Source organism: Roseovarius sp. B-10 (assembly GCF_056859295.1).
The window spans coordinates 1-18,378 of sequence record NZ_JBSXOE010000045.1; the positions used below are offsets into that span (position 1 = coordinate 1).

An 18,378-nucleotide genomic window follows, 5' to 3' on the forward strand; every position below is an offset into this window, starting at 1 on the left:
GACCAGATCGATCCCCCATTCCGCACATGCCGACCGAAAGGCATGCGACCGGAAATCGCGCCCGTTATCGACGTGGATGCTATGCGGTTTACCCTGCGCGGGCCAAGGAACATTGCACACCAATTCCGCCAGAAGTTCCGCCTTGGGGGCCACAGCCTGTGTCAGGCAAAGCGCCACTGACAGACGCGAAGGGGCCTCCAGAGAGGTGTAGTATCCAGTTACCATCCGCGTTGCGATGTCGATCGCCAGCGTGACCCAAGGCCGCCCAATTGGTTGGCGTTCAAAGCTGTCGACAAGAATGATGTCCGCCGGCGTATGATCAATTTGGACGATCTCCAGTGGCACACTGGCCTTGACCTCACCTGTGACCGGCGCAAATTTCTGGCGGGCCACCTTTGCGCCCTCTCGTGCTTTCGCAACTTCGCGGGCATCCATCGCATCCAGACGACGCTGAACCGTCCGCCGTGTCGGCGGCTGCAAGCCTTGTTGCCAGCACGCGCTGCGGATTTCTGTCACGACGCGCGACAGGCTCGAACGCTCCCGGCGCAAGAAATAACGGCGAAGATGTTCTTCGATCACCGCTTCAACTTTGCCGGATATCAAAGTTGTTCCAGTCGGGCGGCCCCGTTTCCGCGGCACCAGAGCGCTCGTGCGCCCACCCTCTTCGGCCAGCCGCTTTAACCAACGCCATACCGTAGCCCTGCTGACACCGAGTTCCCAAACGGCATCATTGATGCCACTTTCCAGACCGCCAGTACCTTTCAGATATGCCTGAACAAGCGGACGCAGCACTGCAGCCCTGCGCGCCTCTTCTGCACCAACGGCAACTGAGTCTTCGCCATCATTTTCCATCGATATCTGCCGCACAAGCCTGTGAACCCTGTCTCAGGTTTAAGGGCAAAAATATCGGAATTAAAGGCAAAATCTCATATTTAAGGGCAAAACACAGTCGTTGAATTCATTGAATTTCTCATCTCACAATTAAGGGCTACGCGACAACCGCCAAGAAAAACGCCTGATAACAAGGCGTTGATCCACCACTCAGATCGCGGATCTCAATATCTGTCGATCAAATACACCGAGCGGCTCATCGAAGTGGGTATCGATCCATCGGTCGGAACTGTGGGCGATTCCTATGACAATGCGCTTGCAGAATGTGTCATCGAGCTGTTCAAGACCGAGGTCATCAACCAGATCGGCCCATGGAAATCGATGCGCGAGGTCGAGTGGGAAACCCTCAAATGGGTGGATTGGTATAACAACCGCCGCCTGCTCGGCCCCATCGGATAGCCGGTTTCAGATTGCCTCGCAGCATCACATCACAGGGTGGCCGGATGTCCCGGAATCGGCGGCCGGATGATCCCGGAATACGCAATGGACACCCAATTTCGGTTCAGACATCCGGGATGCCTCCTTTTTTCAATCAAAGAATGGTGGCCAGACTGATCCCGGCCGAGATGAAAACGACGAGGATCAGCAGCAAGGGCCAGACGAAGACGACCCAGCGGTCGAAAGATACGCGTCCGATCGCCAGACCACTATGGCTTGCCGCGCCGAAAGATGAGCATCGCTATGGCGAAAAGAGGCGCGCCGATCGCCAGGAGCGCGAGCGCCTGCGGCCAAAGCTCGGACAGGCCTATCCCTTTCAGGAACACGCCGAGGATCACGTCCATGTAATGGCGCAGCGGGCTCCCGAGAGAGAGAGTCTGCAACAGCGCGGGCATGCTTTCAACGGGTGCAAGTGTCCCGGAGAGGAACATCAACGGGAACAAGCTGAAAAAGCTTAGCAAAAGGGCCTGCTGCAATGTTCGGCTCACGCTTGCGATCAGCACGCCCAGCGAAATCGCGCTCACAAGGAATACGGCAGTGAGCGCAAGGAAGAGAAGGATGCTGCCCCGCATGGGCACGCCGAACCACCAGACGATCAAGAGGCTCGGGAATATCGAGAGGAGCCCGATAACGAGTGTCGGGAAGGTCTTGGCGACGAAGAGCTCCGCCGTGCCGATCGGCGTCACCTGGAGCTGCTCGATAGTGCCGGTTTCTTTTTCGCGGACGATGGAGGCCGCTGGATGGATCACCCCCACCATCATGGCGGCAAGCGCAATCATGGAGAGCACCACGAATGAGGTGTAGGTCTGGTCAGGGTTGTACCAGACCCGGACGACCGGCTGGACACCCCCTCCGGACACCGCTGCGATTGTCGGAGCCGCCCGGAAACGGTTGACGATCTCAAGCGCATAACCGCGGGCCTGTGCCGCCATGTTAGAATTGGTCCCGTCAAGGATTACCTGCAAGGTAGGCGCGTCGCCCCGCGCCAGATCATGCTGGAAGCGTTCCGGGATGACGAGCGCAACACGGGCCCGGCCCGTCTGAAGCCAATCTGTCGCCGCAGGCGCGCTGGCGGGATACCCGGCGGGCGCGAACGCGTCTGTTACCATAAAGCTTTCGACCAGGGCGCGACTCGCTGATGTCTGATCGAGGTCGACGACGGCGAGCGGCATGTCATTGACTTCGAAGGACAGGGCGTAGGCGCAGATGACCACCTCGATCGTGTAAAGCCAGAGGATCAAGACCAGCATCACGCGGTCGCGCAGCAACTGAATCATCTCCTTTACAAGGAGGCCCGCAAGCCGCGTGCCCATCACACCACCTTCTTTCGAAACCGCCACACTGCGAGCGCGAAGATGATCGCCGTATAGGCGAAGAGAAGCAGGACCGAGGGCCAGAGTTCCGGCAACCCAGCGCCCTTGAGCACGACGCCCCGCGAGAAGTCCACGAAATATTGCACCGGGAACAGGCGCGTATAGAGCTGGAGGACATATGGCATGGTGAATATTGGGAACAGGAATCCCGAGAACAGAAACGACGGCATCAGCGTCACGATAAGCGCCAGTAACATGGCGACGAGTTGGCTATTGGTGACCGTGGAAACCAGGAGCCCAATGCCGACGGTGCAAAAGACATAGACGAGTCCCACCAGAAGCAGGAGGCCGATGCTGCCACGCAGCGGAACATCGAACCACAGGAAGCCCACGGCGATAACCATGACGATCTGAACAAAGGCAATAAGGCCATAGGGCACGAGCTTGCCGGTCAGATACTCAGCCGGCGTAAGTGGTGATGCGAAGATCTGCTGAATCGAACCGCTTTCCTTTTCACGGGTGATGGCAAGCGCCGTCAGAAGAGGTGGAAACGCCATCAAGATCACGCCGAACAAGCCTGGAATCACGAAAGTTACGCTGCGCAACGCCGGGTTATACCAGACGCGGGCCTCAACGTGGACGCTCGGGGACGCCTCACTATGAAAATCCGAGACGATGGCTGCTGCGTAGGCTGCGACGAGGTTGGCAGTGGCGGAATAAGTGCCGTCCACGAGCACCTGGACAGGTGCCGTTCCATCGCGGGCGAGGGTGTTCTGGAACTTCGGCGGGATAACGAGCGCGAGTTTGACTGTGCCACGCTGCAGCCCCTTCTCGACATCCCGATCATCAGTGAAATCCTGTGCGAGCTGGAAGTAGCCGCTCTGAATGAAACGATCGACCAGTGCCCGGCTGTCCGGGGACCGGTCCTGGTCGAAAACCCCCATGGGAACGTTGTCCACGTCGAGCGAGATCGCATAACCAAACAGGAAGAGCATCAGTAACGGCATGAGAAGGGCGATCACGACCGTGATGGGATCGCGAACTATCTCGGTCGTTTCCTTTTCAACAATAGCGGCTATACGGCTGAATTTCATCCTGCTTCCTCGATTGGCCGAACTGCCTGCGTGCGCTCCCGCTCGATATAGGCAAGAAACACGTCCTCGATCGTTTCCAGACCATCTTGCGGCAGGCCGGCGCGCAAGGCCGCGAGGTCGCCCGCCGCGATCAGGCGGCCCTCGTACATGAGCCCGAGGCGGTGGCAGTAGGCGGCCTCCTCCAGATAATGCGTCGTAACGAGCACAGCTGTGCCGGCCGCAGCCAGCGTGTTGACGAGACGCCAGAAGCGGGAACGCGCCTGGGGATCGACCCCGGAGGTCGGCTCGTCAAGGAACAGGACGGCCGGACGGTGCAGGATGCCGCAGGCGAGTGCAAGCCGCTGGCGCACGGGGCCGGAAAGGCCGGAGACACTTTCGTCCGCGAGGCCATGGAGCCCGGTGACGGCGCTTGCCCAGGCTATGGCCTCTCGGGCCGGGCGGCGCTTTATCCCGTAGGCGCTGGCGAAGAATGCAAGATTCTCATGCACGGTGAGATCGTGGTAAAGCGAGAAACGCTGGGACATGTAGCCGATACGCTGGCGCAAACGGCGCGGTTGCGAAGCAATGTCGATACCCACGACGCGCGCGGTCCCGCTCGAAGGCGGCAAAAGGCCGCAGAGCATGCGGATGAGTGTGGTCTTGCCGGCGCCGTTCGGGCCGAGCAGGCCGAAGATTTCTCCGGGGTTCACCTCGAAGGTGACATCGTCTACAGCGACAAAATCACCAAAGCGGCGGGTCAGCCGGCGCGTTTCCACACTCTGGGCCGGTTCGCGATGACCCTTCGAAGCGGCAAGCCGGGCGACTTCTGCAATGCCTGTCGGAACCTCGGTACGCTCGCCCTTGCGCAGGACAACGAAGACATCCTCCATCGAAGGCGTGGCCGGTTCCACCCGTCCGAGCTGTTCGAGCTGTTTGCGTAACTCGTTCGAAAGACCCTTGGCCGACTCCACAACAAAGCGGAGGTCCGTCGGCCGCCACTGGCTTCCCAGCATCTCCGGAGCCTCACTCAAGACATCCTCGACCGCGACCGGATTGTCCGTTTCCACCTGAAAGACAGCTCCCTGCGCGCGAGCACGCAGCGCGTCGGGCGTCCCTTGCGCGGTTATCGAACCGTGGTCGAGGAAAGCGACGTGATCGCACATTTCCGCCTCGTCCATGTAGGATGTTGCAAAGACAATCGTCGCACCCTCGTGCCGGAAGTCTTCCAGCATCCGCCAGAGTTCGCGGCGCGAGAGCGGGTCCACCCCAAGGCCGGGCTCGTCGAGGAGAAGCAGGGGCGGCTGATGAATCAGGTTGGTGCAGAGGGCGAGCTTCTTGCGCATGCCGCCCGACAGTGTGCCCTCCCGGCGATGAAGAAAGGGGGTGAGCGCGGCCATCGCGAGGAGGCGCTCGCTCCTTGCGGCGTACACAGCCCGAGGCACGGCGCGCACCTTGCCGGCGAAGGCCAGGTTCTCCGCGACGGTCAGGTGATCATAGAGCGTGAAGCCTTGCGCCATGTAGCCAATCCGGGACGTGACTTCGGAGGCTTGCCGTACTGTGTCGAAGCCGAGGACCCGGCAGTTGCCCTCACTCGGATCGAGAATGGCGGCCAAGAGTTGAAGGAGTGTCGTCTTGCCCGCCCCATCAGGCCCGACGAGACCAAAGATCTCGCCCCGCGCAATTCGCAGATCGATTGCACTGATGGCCCGAGCGTGGCCGAACCGCCGGCCCAGTCCCTCGGTTTCAATCATGTTGTCGCCCGCGCCGCTCATCGCCCCCGCCTCACTGCGGAACGAAGAGTTGCGGTGGCCATCGCGTGCCGGAATCCCAAAGTATCCAGGCATCAGCAGGCATGCCGGGCTTGAGCACACCATCAGGATTGCCAAGAACGAGCGTCAGGCCGAAAACCATGCGCGTCCGCTCCTCCGGCATGTGGATATCGCGGGGCGTGAACTGCGCCTGCTGATCGACCCGCGCAACCCGCCCTTCGAACAGACGGTCGGGAAAGGCGTCCACCCGAACGCGCGCGGAGGCGTCGAGCTTGACCTTGCCGATGTCCTTCTCGGGAATGAAAACCTTGAGTTCGATGCGAGAAAGGTCGGCCAGGATAGCCACCGTTCGACCTTGCTGGGCGAACTCTCCCACCTCTATCGTCTTCGCCAGAACGGTCCCGGAGACCGGTGTGAAAACGCGCGTCTTTTTCAGTTGGTTCGCCACAACGGCAAGCTCCTTGCGCGCGGCTTCGATCCGGCCTTCGGTGGCGCCGATCTCCGCTTCCAAAGCGCCAACCCGGCCCTGGGCATTCCGGAACGCGTTTTCCGCCTGCTCGACCCGCTGTGGCGTCACGGTACCCCGCCTGCCAAGTTCCCGGTAGCGGGAGAGCTCACGCTCGGCAATCTCATAGTGATGGCGCCAGACCTGCAGCTCGCGCTCCGCCTGTTCGCGCTCCCGCCGTCGCGCCTCGACCCCGGCCTCGGCTTGCTCTTTGCGCAGGATGAAATCGGCGTCATCGAGTCGAAGCAGGAGGTCGCCTTTGGTGACGGTTACACCTTCGTCAATCCCACTCTCGACGACACGGCCCGCGACCTCGACGGCCACCCGCACTTCCGTACCTTCGATGTGGCCGTTGCCGTAAAGCAACTGTTCAGGAAGCGGCGCTGGCCGCAAATAGAGGAACAAGCCATAAGAGCCGCCAGCAATGATGGCCAGCAACAGCGCGCTCAAGAGCCATGTATTTCTCACGCGGGCGTCCTCCTTCGTTCTCCTTGTTTATATCAGCGCCAGGGAATTGTTACTATGCGTGATCGTATTCCGTGTCGAACTCACTCACGGTTCCCGGCGCGATGTCTCCAGGAAGCGAAGAGGCACGACTTCCCATGCGCCACCAATCTGGGCCATGGCCGGGCTTTCCGTCCTGGCGCTTGCTGCCGGGCTGCTGATGGTCCGGGTATTCGCGGGGCCGTGAGGTGCAGGCGCACATGACGCCGGGGCGAATGTAACGCGCGAACATTGATCCAGATTAATACCTGCGCAATCGAAAGCCTTATGATAACATAGGGGCGAGGGGAGATTCCGGGTCGGCCATGACGGGACGACGCATCACCTTGTCCTTGAAGAAAGTGCTGTCGGCAAGATCGCCGGTGCTGCACTTTCTCATCGTTGTGGCCATGGTGGTTTCGGCGACGTTGGGCCAGATCCACAACGACGAGGCGTCGGTGTCATCCGACCTATTGTAGGCGCGTCGCTTGACCGGCATGTGGATAGGTCAGCGGCTCCTGCAAGCAGTCCGTCAGGTCACTGCATGTCGGGTGCCAGCTGTTCCGGCGCGGTGCTTCCGGCGACGCTGGAAGCGCCCCTGCCGATTGCGATACGATCCAGTTCGTATTCCGTCATACGTGAGAGACCCGCGACCGGCTCTGTTGCACAAATTCCGTGAGGGATTCATCTTGTGAATCCAGTGTGGTAGCTGGACTGCATGAGCAGACCCATCCCCCCGCCTACAAGACCAGGAACTGGACGGCCTATAACGAAGCGCTCAAGCGCCGTGGCTCGCTATCGATCTGGTTCGATCCCGCCATGACCTGGGAAGCCGCGCCCAACGGTAAGCGTGGTCGCCCGCCCGACTACAGCGGTGAGGAGGGTCGGAAACAGTCCGGGGGACTGCTTCCCGACGAACCCGATCCAGACCTACCTGACGATGAAAGTTCTGTTCGGCATGGCGCTCAGGCAGACGACCGGGTTTGTCGAGAGCCTTCTGCGCCTGATCGGCCTTGACTGGGCGGTGCCCGATTTCAGCACGCTGTCACGTCGCCAGAAAACCCTGACGTCTCGAACCAGTGGCGTTCGTGCCCTCACTCCCGCCCCGCAAGAACGTCAAATCCTAGAAACCCGACACCGTCGGCGCAGTCGACCGTAACGAAATCCTGCGGAGATCGAAGCGCGGCGGAAGGACCATCTGGCGACGATGGAGCGGCTATCACCGCCGAAGCCGCGTCGAAACAAAGATGCATTGCGTGAAGCAGCTCGGCCAACGCTTGAGCGCGAGGGGTTTTGACCGTCAAGTCGCTGAGTTCCAGGTCCGCGTCGCCATGCTGAACGGCTTCTCCGCGCTCGGCATACCCATCACAGAGGCCGCAGGATGAGTCTGCCCAGGGAAAGGGGCCCCTCGGCCATCAGCCGATTTGTGCAACAGAGTCGCAAAAGGTCGTCAAGGAGTCTGAGCTTTCCACCAAGGCTGAACAAGTATAGCCGAAAAGCGGTTACGCCGCCCCCGCAGTCAGCGCAGAAAGGCGCGGAACCGGTGCAGGGCGAAGGCGAACATCACCGACCCGATCAGCATCAGCGCCACAAGTTGCGGCCAGACCACGGACAGCCCGGCCCCGCGGAACAAGACCCCTTGTGCCAGCGCGATGAAATGCGTGTTGGGGGCCGCGAGCATGATGTATTGCACGGCTTGGGGCATCGACTCGCGCGGGGTGACGCCGCCCGACAGGATATCGAGCGGCAACAGCACCAGCAAAAGCAGCATGGCAAACTGCGGCATAGAGCCTGCGATGGTGGCCAGCAGGATGCCCATCGAGGTCGTTGCAAAAAGGTGCAACGCCGCGCCCACAAGATAGAGCGCAACCGATCCCCCGATCGGGATACCCATCCCCGCCTGAACCACCAGAGTGAGCGAAAGCGCCGTCGCCACCAGCACCACGCTGCCCATGCTGAGCACCTTGCTCGTCATGATCTCGGCGGCGGTCACGGGCATGACCAGCAGATGTTCCAACGTGCCGTGGTCGCGCTCACGGATCAGGGCGGCACCCGAAAGGATGATGGACAGCATGGTCACCGTACTGATGACCGAGGTCACCGCCCCGAACCAGGCCGGGTCGAGCGAGGGGTTGAAACGGGCCCGAACGGCCAGATCAACCGGCATCCCGACCGGGGCGGCATCGCGTGCCAGCCATCCGGCAATCTCCTGATTGACAATGGCGCTGATACTACCCGCCCCGGTAAAGGCCTGGCTGACCCGTGTCGCATCGACATTGAGCTGTAATTCGGGCCGGTTCCCGGCCAGCAGGTCGCGCTGGAACTCGGGCGGGATCACCAGCGAAAAGGTGTCGATCCCGGCATCCATCCGCGCATCCATTTGCGCGATGTCGATCTGGGCGGGCGGCATGAAATACGGCGGCAGGAACGCATCGGCCACCCGCCGCGACAGCGGCGAGGCGTCTTCGTCCACGATCCCGATCGTGGCGCTGTTGAGCGATTCGGGGATGGCGGTCGCGCTGACATAGACGTCGAGCGTGAAGGCATAGGCGACCAGCACCATCAGAAGCGGATCGCGCAACAGCCCGCGAATTTCCTTCAACGACAGTTGCAGAACATGCCTGAGCCGCATCGGTTATTTCTCCTGTTTGCGCACGAAGATGGCACCCAGCAGCACCACCACGGGCACAAGCGCCAGCATCGGCAGGAAAGACCCGCCCAGATCATCGAACCCCAGTGCCTTGGAAAAGGTCCCGCGCGAGATGGTGACGAAATGGCTGGTGGGATAGATTTCACCGATCACCCGACCCATGCCGTCCATTGACGCAACCGGATCGATGATGCCACCATATTGCATCGCCGGGATAAGCGTCGCCATGAAGGTGAAGAACAGCGCCGTGACCTGGCTTTGGGTGAAGGCGGAAATCAGCAGGCCCAGCCCGGTGGCCAGCACGACATAGATCAGCGCCCCGAGCGAAAGCGCGAGCAGGCTGCCCTTGACCGGCACCCCGAAGACCACCACCGCCAGCGCCAACAGCAAAAGGTAATTCATGAAACCCAGAACGACATAGGGCACCTGTTTGCCCAGCAGGAATTCCAGCCGTCGCGCCGGGGTGACATAAAGATTGACGATCGAACCCGTTTCCTTTTCGCGGGCCACGGACAGGACGGCCAGCGTGGCCGGAATCAGCATCAGCAACAGCGGGATCATCGCGGGCACCATGGCCGCCAGGCTCTCGACATCGGGGTTGTAGCGGTAGCGCACCTCAAGCGTGAAGTTACCCGCCACCGCTTGATCGCCAAAGACCTGACGCATCTGCTCGGTCAGCCAGTGGGCGTGCATCCCCTGGATATACCCGCGCACCGTATCGGCGCGCATCGGCATGGCCCCGTCGAACCACGCGCCAATGGCGACGGGGCGGCCGCGTTCAAGATCCGCGGCGAACCCCGGCGGAATTTCCAGAGCCAGACTGATTTCACCCGCCCGCATCCGGTAGTCAAGATCGGCATGATCGACAAGCGGCGGTTCCTCGTCAAAGTAACGCGACCCGGCCAGGTCGTTGACATAGGATTGGCTAAGGATGCTCCGATCGAAATCGAGTGCCGCGAATTTGAGGTTTTCGACATCCATGGACACGCCATAGCCCAGCACGATCATCAGGATCACGCTGCCGAGGCTGGCAAGCGTCAGGCGGATCGGATCGCGGCGCAACTCCAGCGACTCGCGCCATGAAAAGCTCAGCAGCCGCGCCAGGCTGAACCCCCCGCGCCGCCGCCGGGCGGAGGTGGCGGGCCCGGCGGAAAGCTCTTCTTTCATCTCGGGCGCAGGCGGGGTATCCTGATCCTGCGCGCGTTGCAGATGGTGGACAAAGGCATCGTCCAGCGTCTCTGCGCCGACCTCCTCGCGGATCGCTTCGGGCGTGTCGCTTACAAGCACGCGGCCCTGGTGCATCAGCGAAATCCTGTCGCAGCGCGTGGCCTCGGCCATGTAATGGGTGGAGATGAAGATCGTCACGCCATCGTTTCGGGACAGATCTATCAGCGATTGCCAGAAGATATCGCGCGCCACAGGGTCCACCCCCGATGTCGGCTCGTCTAGGATCAGGATTTCGGGGCGATGGATCAGCGCGACCGCCAGCGACAGGCGCTGACGAATACCCAGCGGCAGGCGCATCGGCAGGCTGTCGAGCACGTCTTCAAGATCGAACCGCTCAGCGAGTTCCGCGATCCGCGGCACGATCTCTGCGGATGTCATGTCGAAAAGCTGCCCGTGCAGATCAAGGTTCTGCCGCACCGTCAGCTCGGAATAAAGCGAGAAGGATTGCGTCATGTAGCCGATGCGCTTGCGGGTGGCCATGTCATGGGCATCGACCTTGCGACCGTAAATCTTCGTGGTGCCGTCACTCGGATCCAGCAGCCCGGTCAGCGCCTTCATGGTGGTGGTCTTGCCGCACCCGTTGGAGCCCAGAAAGCCGAAGATCTCGCCCCGCTTGATGCGAAAGCTCACCTGGTCCACAGCTGTGAAATCGCCAAACCGCACGGTAAGGTTCTCGGCCTCGATGACGTTTTCCCCGTCGGACGCCGGATCGCGCGGCGGGATGCTCAGGTCTTTGTGGCGGCTGCGGTTTTCCTCGGGCAGAAGTGCGATGAAGGCCGCATCCAGATCAGCGGCACCGGTGCGTTCCAGGATTTCGGCCGGGCTGCCGGTCGCCAGAACCTTGCCCGCGTCCATCGCCACCAGGTGATCGAAGCGCGCGGCCTCTTCCATATAGGCGCTCGACACCAGCAGGCTCATATGTGGGCGATCAGCGCGGATTCGGTCGATCAGGGCCCAGAATTCGCGCCGCGACAGCGGATCGACGCCGGTGGTCGGCTCATCAAGAACCAGAAGGTCGGGGTCGTGGATCAGCGCGCAGCACAGGCCCAGCTTCTGCTTCATCCCGCCCGAAAGCTTGGCCGCCGCGCGGTCGGCAAACGGGGCGAGACCGGTCGCCTTGAGCAGTTCGTCGATCCGCTGCGCGCGTTCCTGCGCGCCCTCGCCAAAAAGGCGCCCGAAAAAATCGACATTTTCGCGGACCGAAAGCGTCGGGTAAAGGTTCCGCCCCAGCCCCTGCGGCATATAGGCGATGCGCGGGGCGATGCGCGCGCGATGCCCGGCGCGGGCCATGTCGCCCCCCAGCACCTCGAGCCGCCCTTTCTGCATCCGCCGCGCCCCGACGATCAGCGCCAGAAGGCTCGACTTTCCCACGCCGTCCGGCCCGATGACGCCGACGGAACGGCCTGACGGCAGGTCGATCGAAACATCGTCCACGGCCCGGGTCTTGCCATAGCGGAGCGAGAGCCCCTCGGCACGCACCGCAGGCATGGAATCGGTCATTCCAGCACCTTGCCCTGCGCCGCCGCCGGCCAGGGCGCGGTCGGGTCAAGCCGCACCCAGGCGACGCCGGGAAGCCCGGTCTTGATCTGATCGAGATACCGCGCCAGCAGCTCCGGCGCGATCCTGGCCCGCACCCTGAACATCAGCTTCTCGCGCTCGATTTCCGTCTCGACCGTCTTGGGCGTGAACTGCGCCACGTCCGACACGAAGGAAACGCTGGCGGGGATGACGATGCCGGGTGCCGCATCCAGCAGCAAGCGCACCTCGGTTCCCAGCCCGATACGCCCCGCATCCGCCGTCGAAAGGAAAAACGTCATGTAAACGTCGTTGAGGTCCAGCATGTTGACAACGCGACCGCCGGCCCCCACGATTTCGCCCGCGCGCGCGACGATATATTGCACCCGCCCGGCACGCGGCGCTTTCAATGTGCTATCCTCGATCTGCACGTCGATCGCCTCGATCGTCGCCTGGGCCGCGGTCACCGCCGCCTCGGCCCCAATCACCGAGGCTTTCGCCGATGCGACCCCCGCCCGCGCCGCCGCAAGCGACGCCTGTGCAGAGGCAACCGCCGCCGCGGCGCCAAAGGCGTTGGCCCGGTCGATCTCGAATTGCCGTTCGGATGTGATGCTGTTCTGCGTCAGAGACTCGGAGCGCTCATACTGGCGCCGCGCGACATCCTCCTCCGCGCGGCGCTGTTCCAGAAGGGCCTCGGCCGCGCGTACTTCGGCCGCGCGCTGTTCGACAAGCAGCGTGGCGTTTTCCACGGCGATTTCAGCGCGGCGCAGTTCCGCCACCATCTGGTTGCGATTGGCCTGCAATTGCCGCGTGTCGAGCGTGGCCAGAGGCGCACCTGCCGTCACGAGCCCTCCTTCGTTCACAAGCACCGTGTCAATTCGCCCGGGCAGCTTGGCCGCAACGTCGATTTCGACCGCTTCGATCCGCCCGTTGCCGCGCGCGAATCCTTCCGCGTCCGTATCGGATAGGGTGCTTTGCCAGATCAAAAAGCCGGATACGGCGACAGCGATGACGATCGCGGCCATGATAACGGGTCTGTTTTTTGCCACTGGATACTCGCTTGTTGTGATGATTCGGGCGTGTTTTTTATTCTTGCGACGCGCCTGAACCCTAAATCATCCGCATGCGGTTTCACAACCGGATTGAACGGCGCATCCGTTACAGAACGATGTTGTCCACCCGTCCGAGCCGACCCCGGGCAAAGTCATAGGAAAGGCCCAGCAGGCCCAGAACTGAATCGATTTCGGGCTCATTTCTGGGCGCATAGACCATGACAGCCGTGGGCGGGATCATGCCCGCCGCAGCCATCGGATGTGGCTCTGCCCAGCCAAGATCGACGATCTTCGGCACCGCATCCTCTGGCAGCATCATGTGCAGGCTACCGTCCTGCGGCGGATGGACATGGGCGAACTCGGTGCCGATCATGAACGCCTCGCGGCAGCCGCAGCCGCGCCCGTGTTCGAGGCAAAGTGCCTCGGCCCCCGGCACCGAGATCATCGAGGGCTGGCGGATGACAAAGGGGAAATCGAAGGCCCTGTCCCTGAATGCCTGAGCTGTCGCGGCATCTGGGTTCTGACTGATCTGGGTATGCGGGGCACAAGGCGTGGTGACGGGCCTTGGCCCCTCGCGCGGCGGGATATTCAGCATGACGGGGCCTCCTTGGGTGTCGTTTACGCCTGCCCGCTCAGTGCGGGCGTGTTGGCCAGCAGGAAATCGCGGACCGATTGTGGCTTTTGCCCGGTCAGCTTTTTCACGTCATCCGAGGCCACGTCGAGATTCCCCTTGGCAACGGCGACATCGAAGGAGGAGAAGACATTCGCCATGAACTCCGGCAGGCCGTGTTCCTTCATCGCCTCAACCAAGGCGTCGCGCGTGATCGGGACGTAGGGGATCTCCTTGCCGGCAACTTGGGACAGTATCGCGGCGATCTCGGCATGGCCGACGGCCTCGGGTCCGGTGATGTCGCGCAGGGTCGATCCGATCTCGGACAACAGGGCCGCTGCGGCGGCGCGGGCGCAATCGGCGCGCGTGACATAGCCCGCCTTGCCGTCACCCGCCGCCGCGTAAAGCGCCCCCGCGCCAATCGCCTGCGCCCCGCTCATCAGCAAGAGATCGGCGTAAAGACAGTTGCGCAGGATCGTGTGCGGGAGGCCGGTCTGCTTGATCAGCGCCTCGCTCTCGCGGTGATCGGCGGCAAAGGTGATCGGGCTGCTTTCATCTGGATTGGTGAGCGACGTATAGACGATATGCGTTACACCGGCCTCCTGCGCGGCGGCGATTGCATTGCGATGCGCGGCAAGCCGCTTGCCCGGCTCAAGGTCGTCCGTCGAGATGATCAGCAGCCGCCCGCCACCGGCAAAGGCCGCGCCAAGCGTGGCCGGATCATTGAAATCGCCCGCCCTGACCTCAACCCCGCGCGCGCGCAAATCGGCGAGCTTGTCGGGCGTGCGGGTGATGGCGACAACGGGATTCGCGCCCTTCGCAAGCAGGTTCTCGACGACCTGACGGCCAAGCTGACCGGAGGCGCCGGTGACGATGAAGGGGCCTTGGATGCTATCGGACATCTTGTGGTTCTCCTTTTGCGTTTTCTGTTCAACCGAAGCGGAAGGCGCTTTCGACAGCGCCAAGAACGTGATCCTCCAGCGTCTTGCGACCGATATCGTTGCCCGCCGCGCCCACCACGATATGCAGTGGGATCAGATGCTCTTCGCGCGGATGGGCATCGCGACCGCCCGGTGCGTCTGACCAGTGCACGAGCCTGCGGTTGCGTTCCTCGGGATCGGGACAGGTCATCACCTCGGTCAGCCAGGCGTCGAACGCGCCGCCAACGACGGGGCCGCGCGGCCCGCCACGCAGGCTTTGCATCAGCACGCCCATGTTGTGATAGGTGTTGCCGCTGCCGAGGATCAGCACGCCATCATCGCGCAGGGGGGCCAGGGCCTGACCGAGCGCAATGTGGCGCGCGGGGTCCAGATCGCTGGCAACCGACAGCTGGACGCAGGGAATGTCAGCCTCTGGAAAGGCGACCTTGAGTGGCACAAAGACGCCGTGGTCAAAACCCCGTGCGGCATCCTTCGCGGCGGCAAGACCGGCGGCGCGGATCAGGTCATGCACGCGATCGGCCAGCGCCGGATCGCCGGGGGCGGGCCAGGTCAACTCGTAGGTATGCGGCGGAAAACCGCCATAGTCGAACAGAAGCGGCGGGGTGGGACTTGTCTGCACGGTAAACGCGGGTTCCTCCCAGTGACCCGAGATCACCAGAAGCGCCCTGGGGCGCTCAGGCAGTGTGCCCGGAAGATTCTCCAGAAACTGCCGGTGTCGGTCCCATTCATCGGGCGGAGTCCAGTCCATGAAGAAGCAGGGGCCGCCCCCGTGGGGAATGAAGAGCGTGGGCTGGCGGGCCATGTCCGATTGTCCCTCCCGGTTGCCAAGGTAACCCTCGAGTGCCTGTATCAGGAGGTGTAATAGTTGAGTTATGGAAAAAATTAAAGTAGGGACGATAAAGTAACCATCTGGGAAGGAAGCGCACAGCGATGTCCAAAACGCCGCCACAGTGCCCGATGGATGCGATCCTGCGGCTGCTCATGGGGCCGTGGACCACCTACATCATCTGGGTCCTGAACGATCAGGGGCCGCAAAGGTTCGGGGTGCTGAAGCGCTCTGTGCCGGGGATATCGACCCGAATGCTGACCGAGCGTCTGCGGATGCTGCAAGGTGCCGGGGTCATCTGGCGCGAACAGGCCGAGACGATCCCGCCTGCGGTCACCTATGGCTTGACGCCACGCGGGAACGACCTGCGAAGCGTTCTGGACGCACTGGGAACTATCGCGGAACGCTGGAAAGCTGAGGGGGTGTTTCAGGACGATGACTTGGGCGCTGTTTGACTGCGCCAGCCCGAAAAACGCGTGCGTTTACCAGCTTTGGGCGGTGCCGATTCATGACGGTTGTGTTTGTGAGCTACGCAGCGCCGCTCGGCTTTTGCGAATGACAGTTGATGGACCTGTTGGACGCCTTTGAGCGCGGCCAGTCATGTTGCACTGTGCGTTCGTTATCACGTTTTGGAACCAGGTGATCGCCATGAGAGAAAGTAAAGTTGCCGATGTGCTTAGAGGGGCGAGGGAGGTCTTCTTGAAGTGCGGCTTCGAAGGCGCCAGTGTCGATGCCATTGCCGAACAAGCCAAGGTTTCGAAGGCGACCCTTTATGCGCATTTCCCAAGCAAAGACAGGCTTTTCTTAAGCGTTTTACAAGCTGAATGCGACAAACTTTCAGAAGAAATCTGTCGTCCGCTTTCAAGCTTGGGCGATGCACGAGGTGCCCTTGAAGAACTCTCGCGGCGCATGATCGGGCTGGTCATGGATGAGGGTTACATTCGTCTCCTTCGCGTTTGCATCGGCGCGGTTCCGGTTCTGCCGGAGGCAGGCGAAATATACATGGATGCAGGCCCGACGCGCGCCATCACACACGTCGCGCAAATACTCAAAGACTTGCACGAAACGAAATCACTGAACGTTGAAAACGTTCAAAACGCCGCCAGTCAGTTCATTCACCTGTCCATCTCCGGCGTCATCATGCCGCGATTGCTGGCCGTCGACCAGCCTGTCGATGCATCTGAGCATTCAAAGAGGGCGGTTGACGCTTTTCTGGCGGTATATGGCCGACGCAATGACTTATAGCGTGGGAGGCCCAACAGCTTGCCTTCTGGTGCTTCGACAGGTGCCATGCCGCGCCTCAAGGTGACTGATCCGGTTGAACACTTGACCCAGATGGTGCCGGACACTAGCTACCCTCGCATATGCACCGACCGGACGGTACAGTTTTGAGTGAGCACATGACCCCAGCAGAAACCAGAAGCGCGTCTCGCAGGATACTGTCTGCTGCGCGCGCGATCGCCGCGCGCGCAGGTGCGGGAAAGATAACGATCGACGCGGTTGCAAAGGAGGCGGGCCTCAGCAAGGGGGGCGTGCTTTACAATTACCCGACAAAGAAGGCCCTGCTCTCGGGGCTGCTCGATGCGATGTTGGCCGAACACCGGGAGCTGCTGGACAGCGTGCCGGAGCGGCACCCCGCGCGAACCCTGCGTGGGCATCTCGAAACGGTTCTGCAATCGCAAGAGGTGGATGATGACCTGTCGATGGCGATCCTCGCGACAGCGGCCTCAGATCCGCAACTGCTCGATCCGCTGCGGGGAGAATTGACCGACGACATCGGGCGTATCCTGTCCGACACACAAGACCCGCAGGGTGCCATGGTGGTTTTTTGGGCGATTCAGGGGGTGCGCTTCCAGAAACTTCTCAAGCTGCCAGACGGCGGGGCGGATCTCCGTGGTCGCGTCATCGAAAGATTAAAGACCCTGATCGATGAACTCGAATAGAATGAAGCAGAGCTGGAAACGGATCGCATCGGTTACCGTGATCGCGGCGGCGGCGCTGCTGGTTTTGTCGGTGTTTCCGGCGCTCCGGACCGATGTCCGGGCCCAGACAACGACTGACGCGCCAAAGCCTGCGGCCGAAACCCGCGAGGGGGCTGAACACGACCGGAAGGTCACAGTAGAAGTGACCCGAGCAACAAGTCGCACCGTCACGCGTGGCCGCACCGTTGCCGGGCGGGTCGCGCCAGCCCGCACCGTAGACATCGCTTTCCAGGTTTCTGGACAGGTCCTGCGCCTCGAGGTGGAACCGGGCGACAAGATCAGCCAAGGCGATCTGATCGCGGAACTCGATCCGGTCGATTTCGAACTTGCGGTGGATCGGGCGCGGGCCGCCTTTGACCTTGCGAAATCCGAGCTCGAGCGCGCGAAGAGCCTTGCCGAACGAGGGGTTGCGGCCGAAGCGCGCTTCGAAACCGCCCGTGCCGAATACGCGCAGGCCGAAGTTGCGCTGCGCGAGGCCGAGCGGCGCCTCTCACAGACGCAGATCATCGCGCCTTTCGATGCAATCGTGGCGCGCACCTTCATCGAGGAATATGTCAACGTCACCTCCGCGGCGCCGGTTGCGCGTCTTCAGGATGTCAGCGAGATGCGGATCATGATCTCTCTGCCGGAAGAACTGGCGGCGGTCGCACGCAGCGCACCCGACGCCTTTGATCTCGTGGCAAGTTTTCCAGCCGTGCCCGGCTACACGGCTCCGCTCGTGCTTCGGTCCTTTGCAACCGATGCTGACCGCACGGCGCAGACCTACGATGTGGAATTCGCCATCCGGGGTGATGTCGACTCGCGTCTTCTGCCGGGGATGACGGCCAGGGTGCGTCTTTCAAATGCGGCGGCCGAAGCCAGTGCACAATCCGCCATGGTCCCCGTGTCGGCGATCGATACCTCTAGCCGAACCGAGCCTTCGGTCTGGATTTACGACGAAGAGTCGGGGCAGGTCACGCGCCGGACCGTGCGTCTGGGCCTTCCCGTCGATAACGAGATCGTGGTTCTGGAAGGTCTCCAAGGCGATGAACTGGTCGTCTCCGGCGGGTGGTGGCGGCTTCGCGACAATCAGACCGTGACGGTTGCGGGGCTCTGATCCCGCC

At 62.0% G+C, this 18,378-nt stretch carries 19 protein-coding genes and 1 pseudogene; 8 read left to right on the plus strand and 12 right to left on the minus strand.

All coding sequences use genetic code 11. The annotated features are described in order from the left end of the window. Positions 1 to 852 (minus strand): DNA-binding domain-containing protein (locus tag AC13D8_RS20460; RefSeq protein WP_482970359.1); only part of this gene is annotated, 852 nt, incomplete at its 3' end. A 177-nt stretch (positions 853 to 1,029) separates the two neighbouring features. Between AC13D8_RS20460 and AC13D8_RS20465 the strand changes: the two are divergent. Further along, positions 1,030 to 1,287, plus strand: a pseudogene (locus AC13D8_RS20465) (integrase core domain-containing protein); the annotation flags it as partial. Positions 1,288 to 1,538: 251 nt separating this feature from the next. Here AC13D8_RS20465 and AC13D8_RS20470 read toward each other — a convergent pair. The 4 genes from AC13D8_RS20470 to AC13D8_RS20485 are packed head-to-tail and all read right to left on the minus strand — an operon-like array spanning position 1,539 to position 6,427. After that, positions 1,539 to 2,642 (minus strand): ABC transporter permease, encoded by a 1,104-nt coding sequence (locus AC13D8_RS20470; RefSeq protein WP_093037098.1) that lies wholly within the window; start codon positions 2,640 to 2,642, stop codon positions 1,539 to 1,541. Further along, positions 2,642 to 3,736: an ABC transporter permease gene (locus AC13D8_RS20475; RefSeq protein WP_093037095.1), complete on the minus strand. Its 1,095-nt coding sequence runs from the start codon at positions 3,734 to 3,736 to the stop codon at positions 2,642 to 2,644. The genes AC13D8_RS20470 and AC13D8_RS20475 overlap by 1 nt, the downstream gene beginning before the upstream one ends. Beyond that, positions 3,733 to 5,487, minus strand: a complete 1,755-nt coding sequence (locus AC13D8_RS20480) for an ATP-binding cassette domain-containing protein (RefSeq protein ID WP_217649895.1) — start codon at positions 5,485 to 5,487, stop codon at positions 3,733 to 3,735. Before AC13D8_RS20480 ends, AC13D8_RS20475 begins: the two co-directional genes overlap by 4 nt. Positions 5,488 to 5,497: 10 nt before the next feature. After that, positions 5,498 to 6,427, minus strand: coding sequence for an HlyD family secretion protein (locus AC13D8_RS20485; protein ID WP_454277193.1), 930 nt, complete (start codon positions 6,425 to 6,427; stop codon positions 5,498 to 5,500). Between AC13D8_RS20485 and AC13D8_RS20490 the strand changes: the two genes are divergently transcribed. Then, positions 6,417 to 6,680, plus strand: a complete 264-nt coding sequence (locus tag AC13D8_RS20490; protein ID WP_482970360.1) for a hypothetical protein — start codon at positions 6,417 to 6,419, stop codon at positions 6,678 to 6,680. The two genes, AC13D8_RS20485 and AC13D8_RS20490, sit on opposite strands and share 11 nt — an antisense overlap. 78 nt (positions 6,681 to 6,758) lie before the next feature. On the opposite strand, the gene AC13D8_RS20495 is transcribed toward AC13D8_RS20490, so the two are convergent. Further along, on the minus strand, positions 6,759 to 6,971 hold the full coding sequence (locus AC13D8_RS20495; protein WP_093037090.1) for a hypothetical protein: 213 nt from the start codon (positions 6,969 to 6,971) through the stop codon (positions 6,759 to 6,761). Positions 6,972 to 7,346: 375 nt separating this feature from the next. Here AC13D8_RS20495 and AC13D8_RS20500 point away from each other — a divergent pair, with 375 nt between their 5' ends. Then, entirely contained in the window at positions 7,347 to 7,631 is a 285-nt protein-coding gene (locus tag AC13D8_RS20500) for a transposase (RefSeq protein WP_441347332.1), read from the plus strand. Between the two features lie 37 nt (positions 7,632 to 7,668). After that, positions 7,669 to 7,857: a hypothetical protein gene (locus tag AC13D8_RS20505; RefSeq protein ID WP_441347333.1), complete on the plus strand. Its 189-nt coding sequence runs from the start codon at positions 7,669 to 7,671 to the stop codon at positions 7,855 to 7,857. A gap of 134 nt (positions 7,858 to 7,991) precedes the next feature. Here the strand turns inward: AC13D8_RS20505 and AC13D8_RS20510 are convergent, their stop codons facing one another. From AC13D8_RS20510 to AC13D8_RS20535, 6 genes are all read right to left on the minus strand, one after another. Then, positions 7,992 to 9,104 (minus strand): ABC transporter permease, encoded by a 1,113-nt coding sequence (locus tag AC13D8_RS20510; RefSeq protein ID WP_008282866.1) that lies wholly within the window; start codon positions 9,102 to 9,104, stop codon positions 7,992 to 7,994. A gap of 3 nt (positions 9,105 to 9,107) precedes the next feature. Further along, entirely contained in the window at positions 9,108 to 11,849 is a 2,742-nt protein-coding gene (gene rbbA, locus AC13D8_RS20515; RefSeq protein ID WP_482970361.1) for a ribosome-associated ATPase/putative transporter RbbA, read from the minus strand. Continuing rightward, positions 11,846 to 12,889, minus strand: a complete 1,044-nt coding sequence (locus tag AC13D8_RS20520; protein WP_065334265.1) for an HlyD family secretion protein — start codon at positions 12,887 to 12,889, stop codon at positions 11,846 to 11,848. The genes rbbA and AC13D8_RS20520 overlap by 4 nt, the downstream gene beginning before the upstream one ends. Before the next feature lie 133 nt (positions 12,890 to 13,022). After that, entirely contained in the window at positions 13,023 to 13,511 is a 489-nt protein-coding gene (locus AC13D8_RS20525; protein WP_065334266.1) for a luciferase domain-containing protein, read from the minus strand. A gap of 23 nt (positions 13,512 to 13,534) precedes the next feature. Continuing rightward, positions 13,535 to 14,428: an NAD(P)H-binding protein gene (locus AC13D8_RS20530; RefSeq protein WP_065334271.1), complete on the minus strand. Its 894-nt coding sequence runs from the start codon at positions 14,426 to 14,428 to the stop codon at positions 13,535 to 13,537. Positions 14,429 to 14,456: 28 nt separating this feature from the next. Continuing rightward, on the minus strand, positions 14,457 to 15,269 hold the full coding sequence (locus tag AC13D8_RS20535) for a DODA-type extradiol aromatic ring-opening family dioxygenase (RefSeq protein WP_008282860.1): 813 nt from the start codon (positions 15,267 to 15,269) through the stop codon (positions 14,457 to 14,459). A 128-nt stretch (positions 15,270 to 15,397) separates the two neighbouring features. Between AC13D8_RS20535 and AC13D8_RS20540 the strand changes: the two genes are divergently transcribed. The 4 genes from AC13D8_RS20540 to AC13D8_RS20555 all read left to right on the plus strand — a co-directional run bounded on the left by AC13D8_RS20540 (position 15,398) and on the right by AC13D8_RS20555 (position 18,371). After that, the gene (locus AC13D8_RS20540) at positions 15,398 to 15,748 is read left to right on the plus strand and encodes a winged helix-turn-helix transcriptional regulator (RefSeq protein ID WP_037275416.1); all 351 of its coding nucleotides are present in this window, start codon (positions 15,398 to 15,400) and stop codon (positions 15,746 to 15,748) included. 193 nt (positions 15,749 to 15,941) lie between these two features. Further along, positions 15,942 to 16,538 carry a TetR/AcrR family transcriptional regulator gene (locus tag AC13D8_RS20545; protein ID WP_482970362.1) on the plus strand — a complete coding sequence of 199 codons (597 nt, stop codon included), beginning with the start codon at positions 15,942 to 15,944 and terminating at the stop codon, positions 16,536 to 16,538. A gap of 143 nt (positions 16,539 to 16,681) precedes the next feature. Continuing rightward, positions 16,682 to 17,236 (plus strand): TetR family transcriptional regulator, encoded by a 555-nt coding sequence (locus AC13D8_RS20550; protein WP_482970363.1) that lies wholly within the window; start codon positions 16,682 to 16,684, stop codon positions 17,234 to 17,236. A 1-nt stretch (position 17,237) separates the two neighbouring features. Further along, positions 17,238 to 18,371 carry an efflux RND transporter periplasmic adaptor subunit gene (locus tag AC13D8_RS20555; protein ID WP_482970364.1) on the plus strand — a complete coding sequence of 378 codons (1,134 nt, stop codon included), beginning with the start codon at positions 17,238 to 17,240 and terminating at the stop codon, positions 18,369 to 18,371. The last annotated feature ends 7 nt before the right edge of the window (positions 18,372 to 18,378 follow it).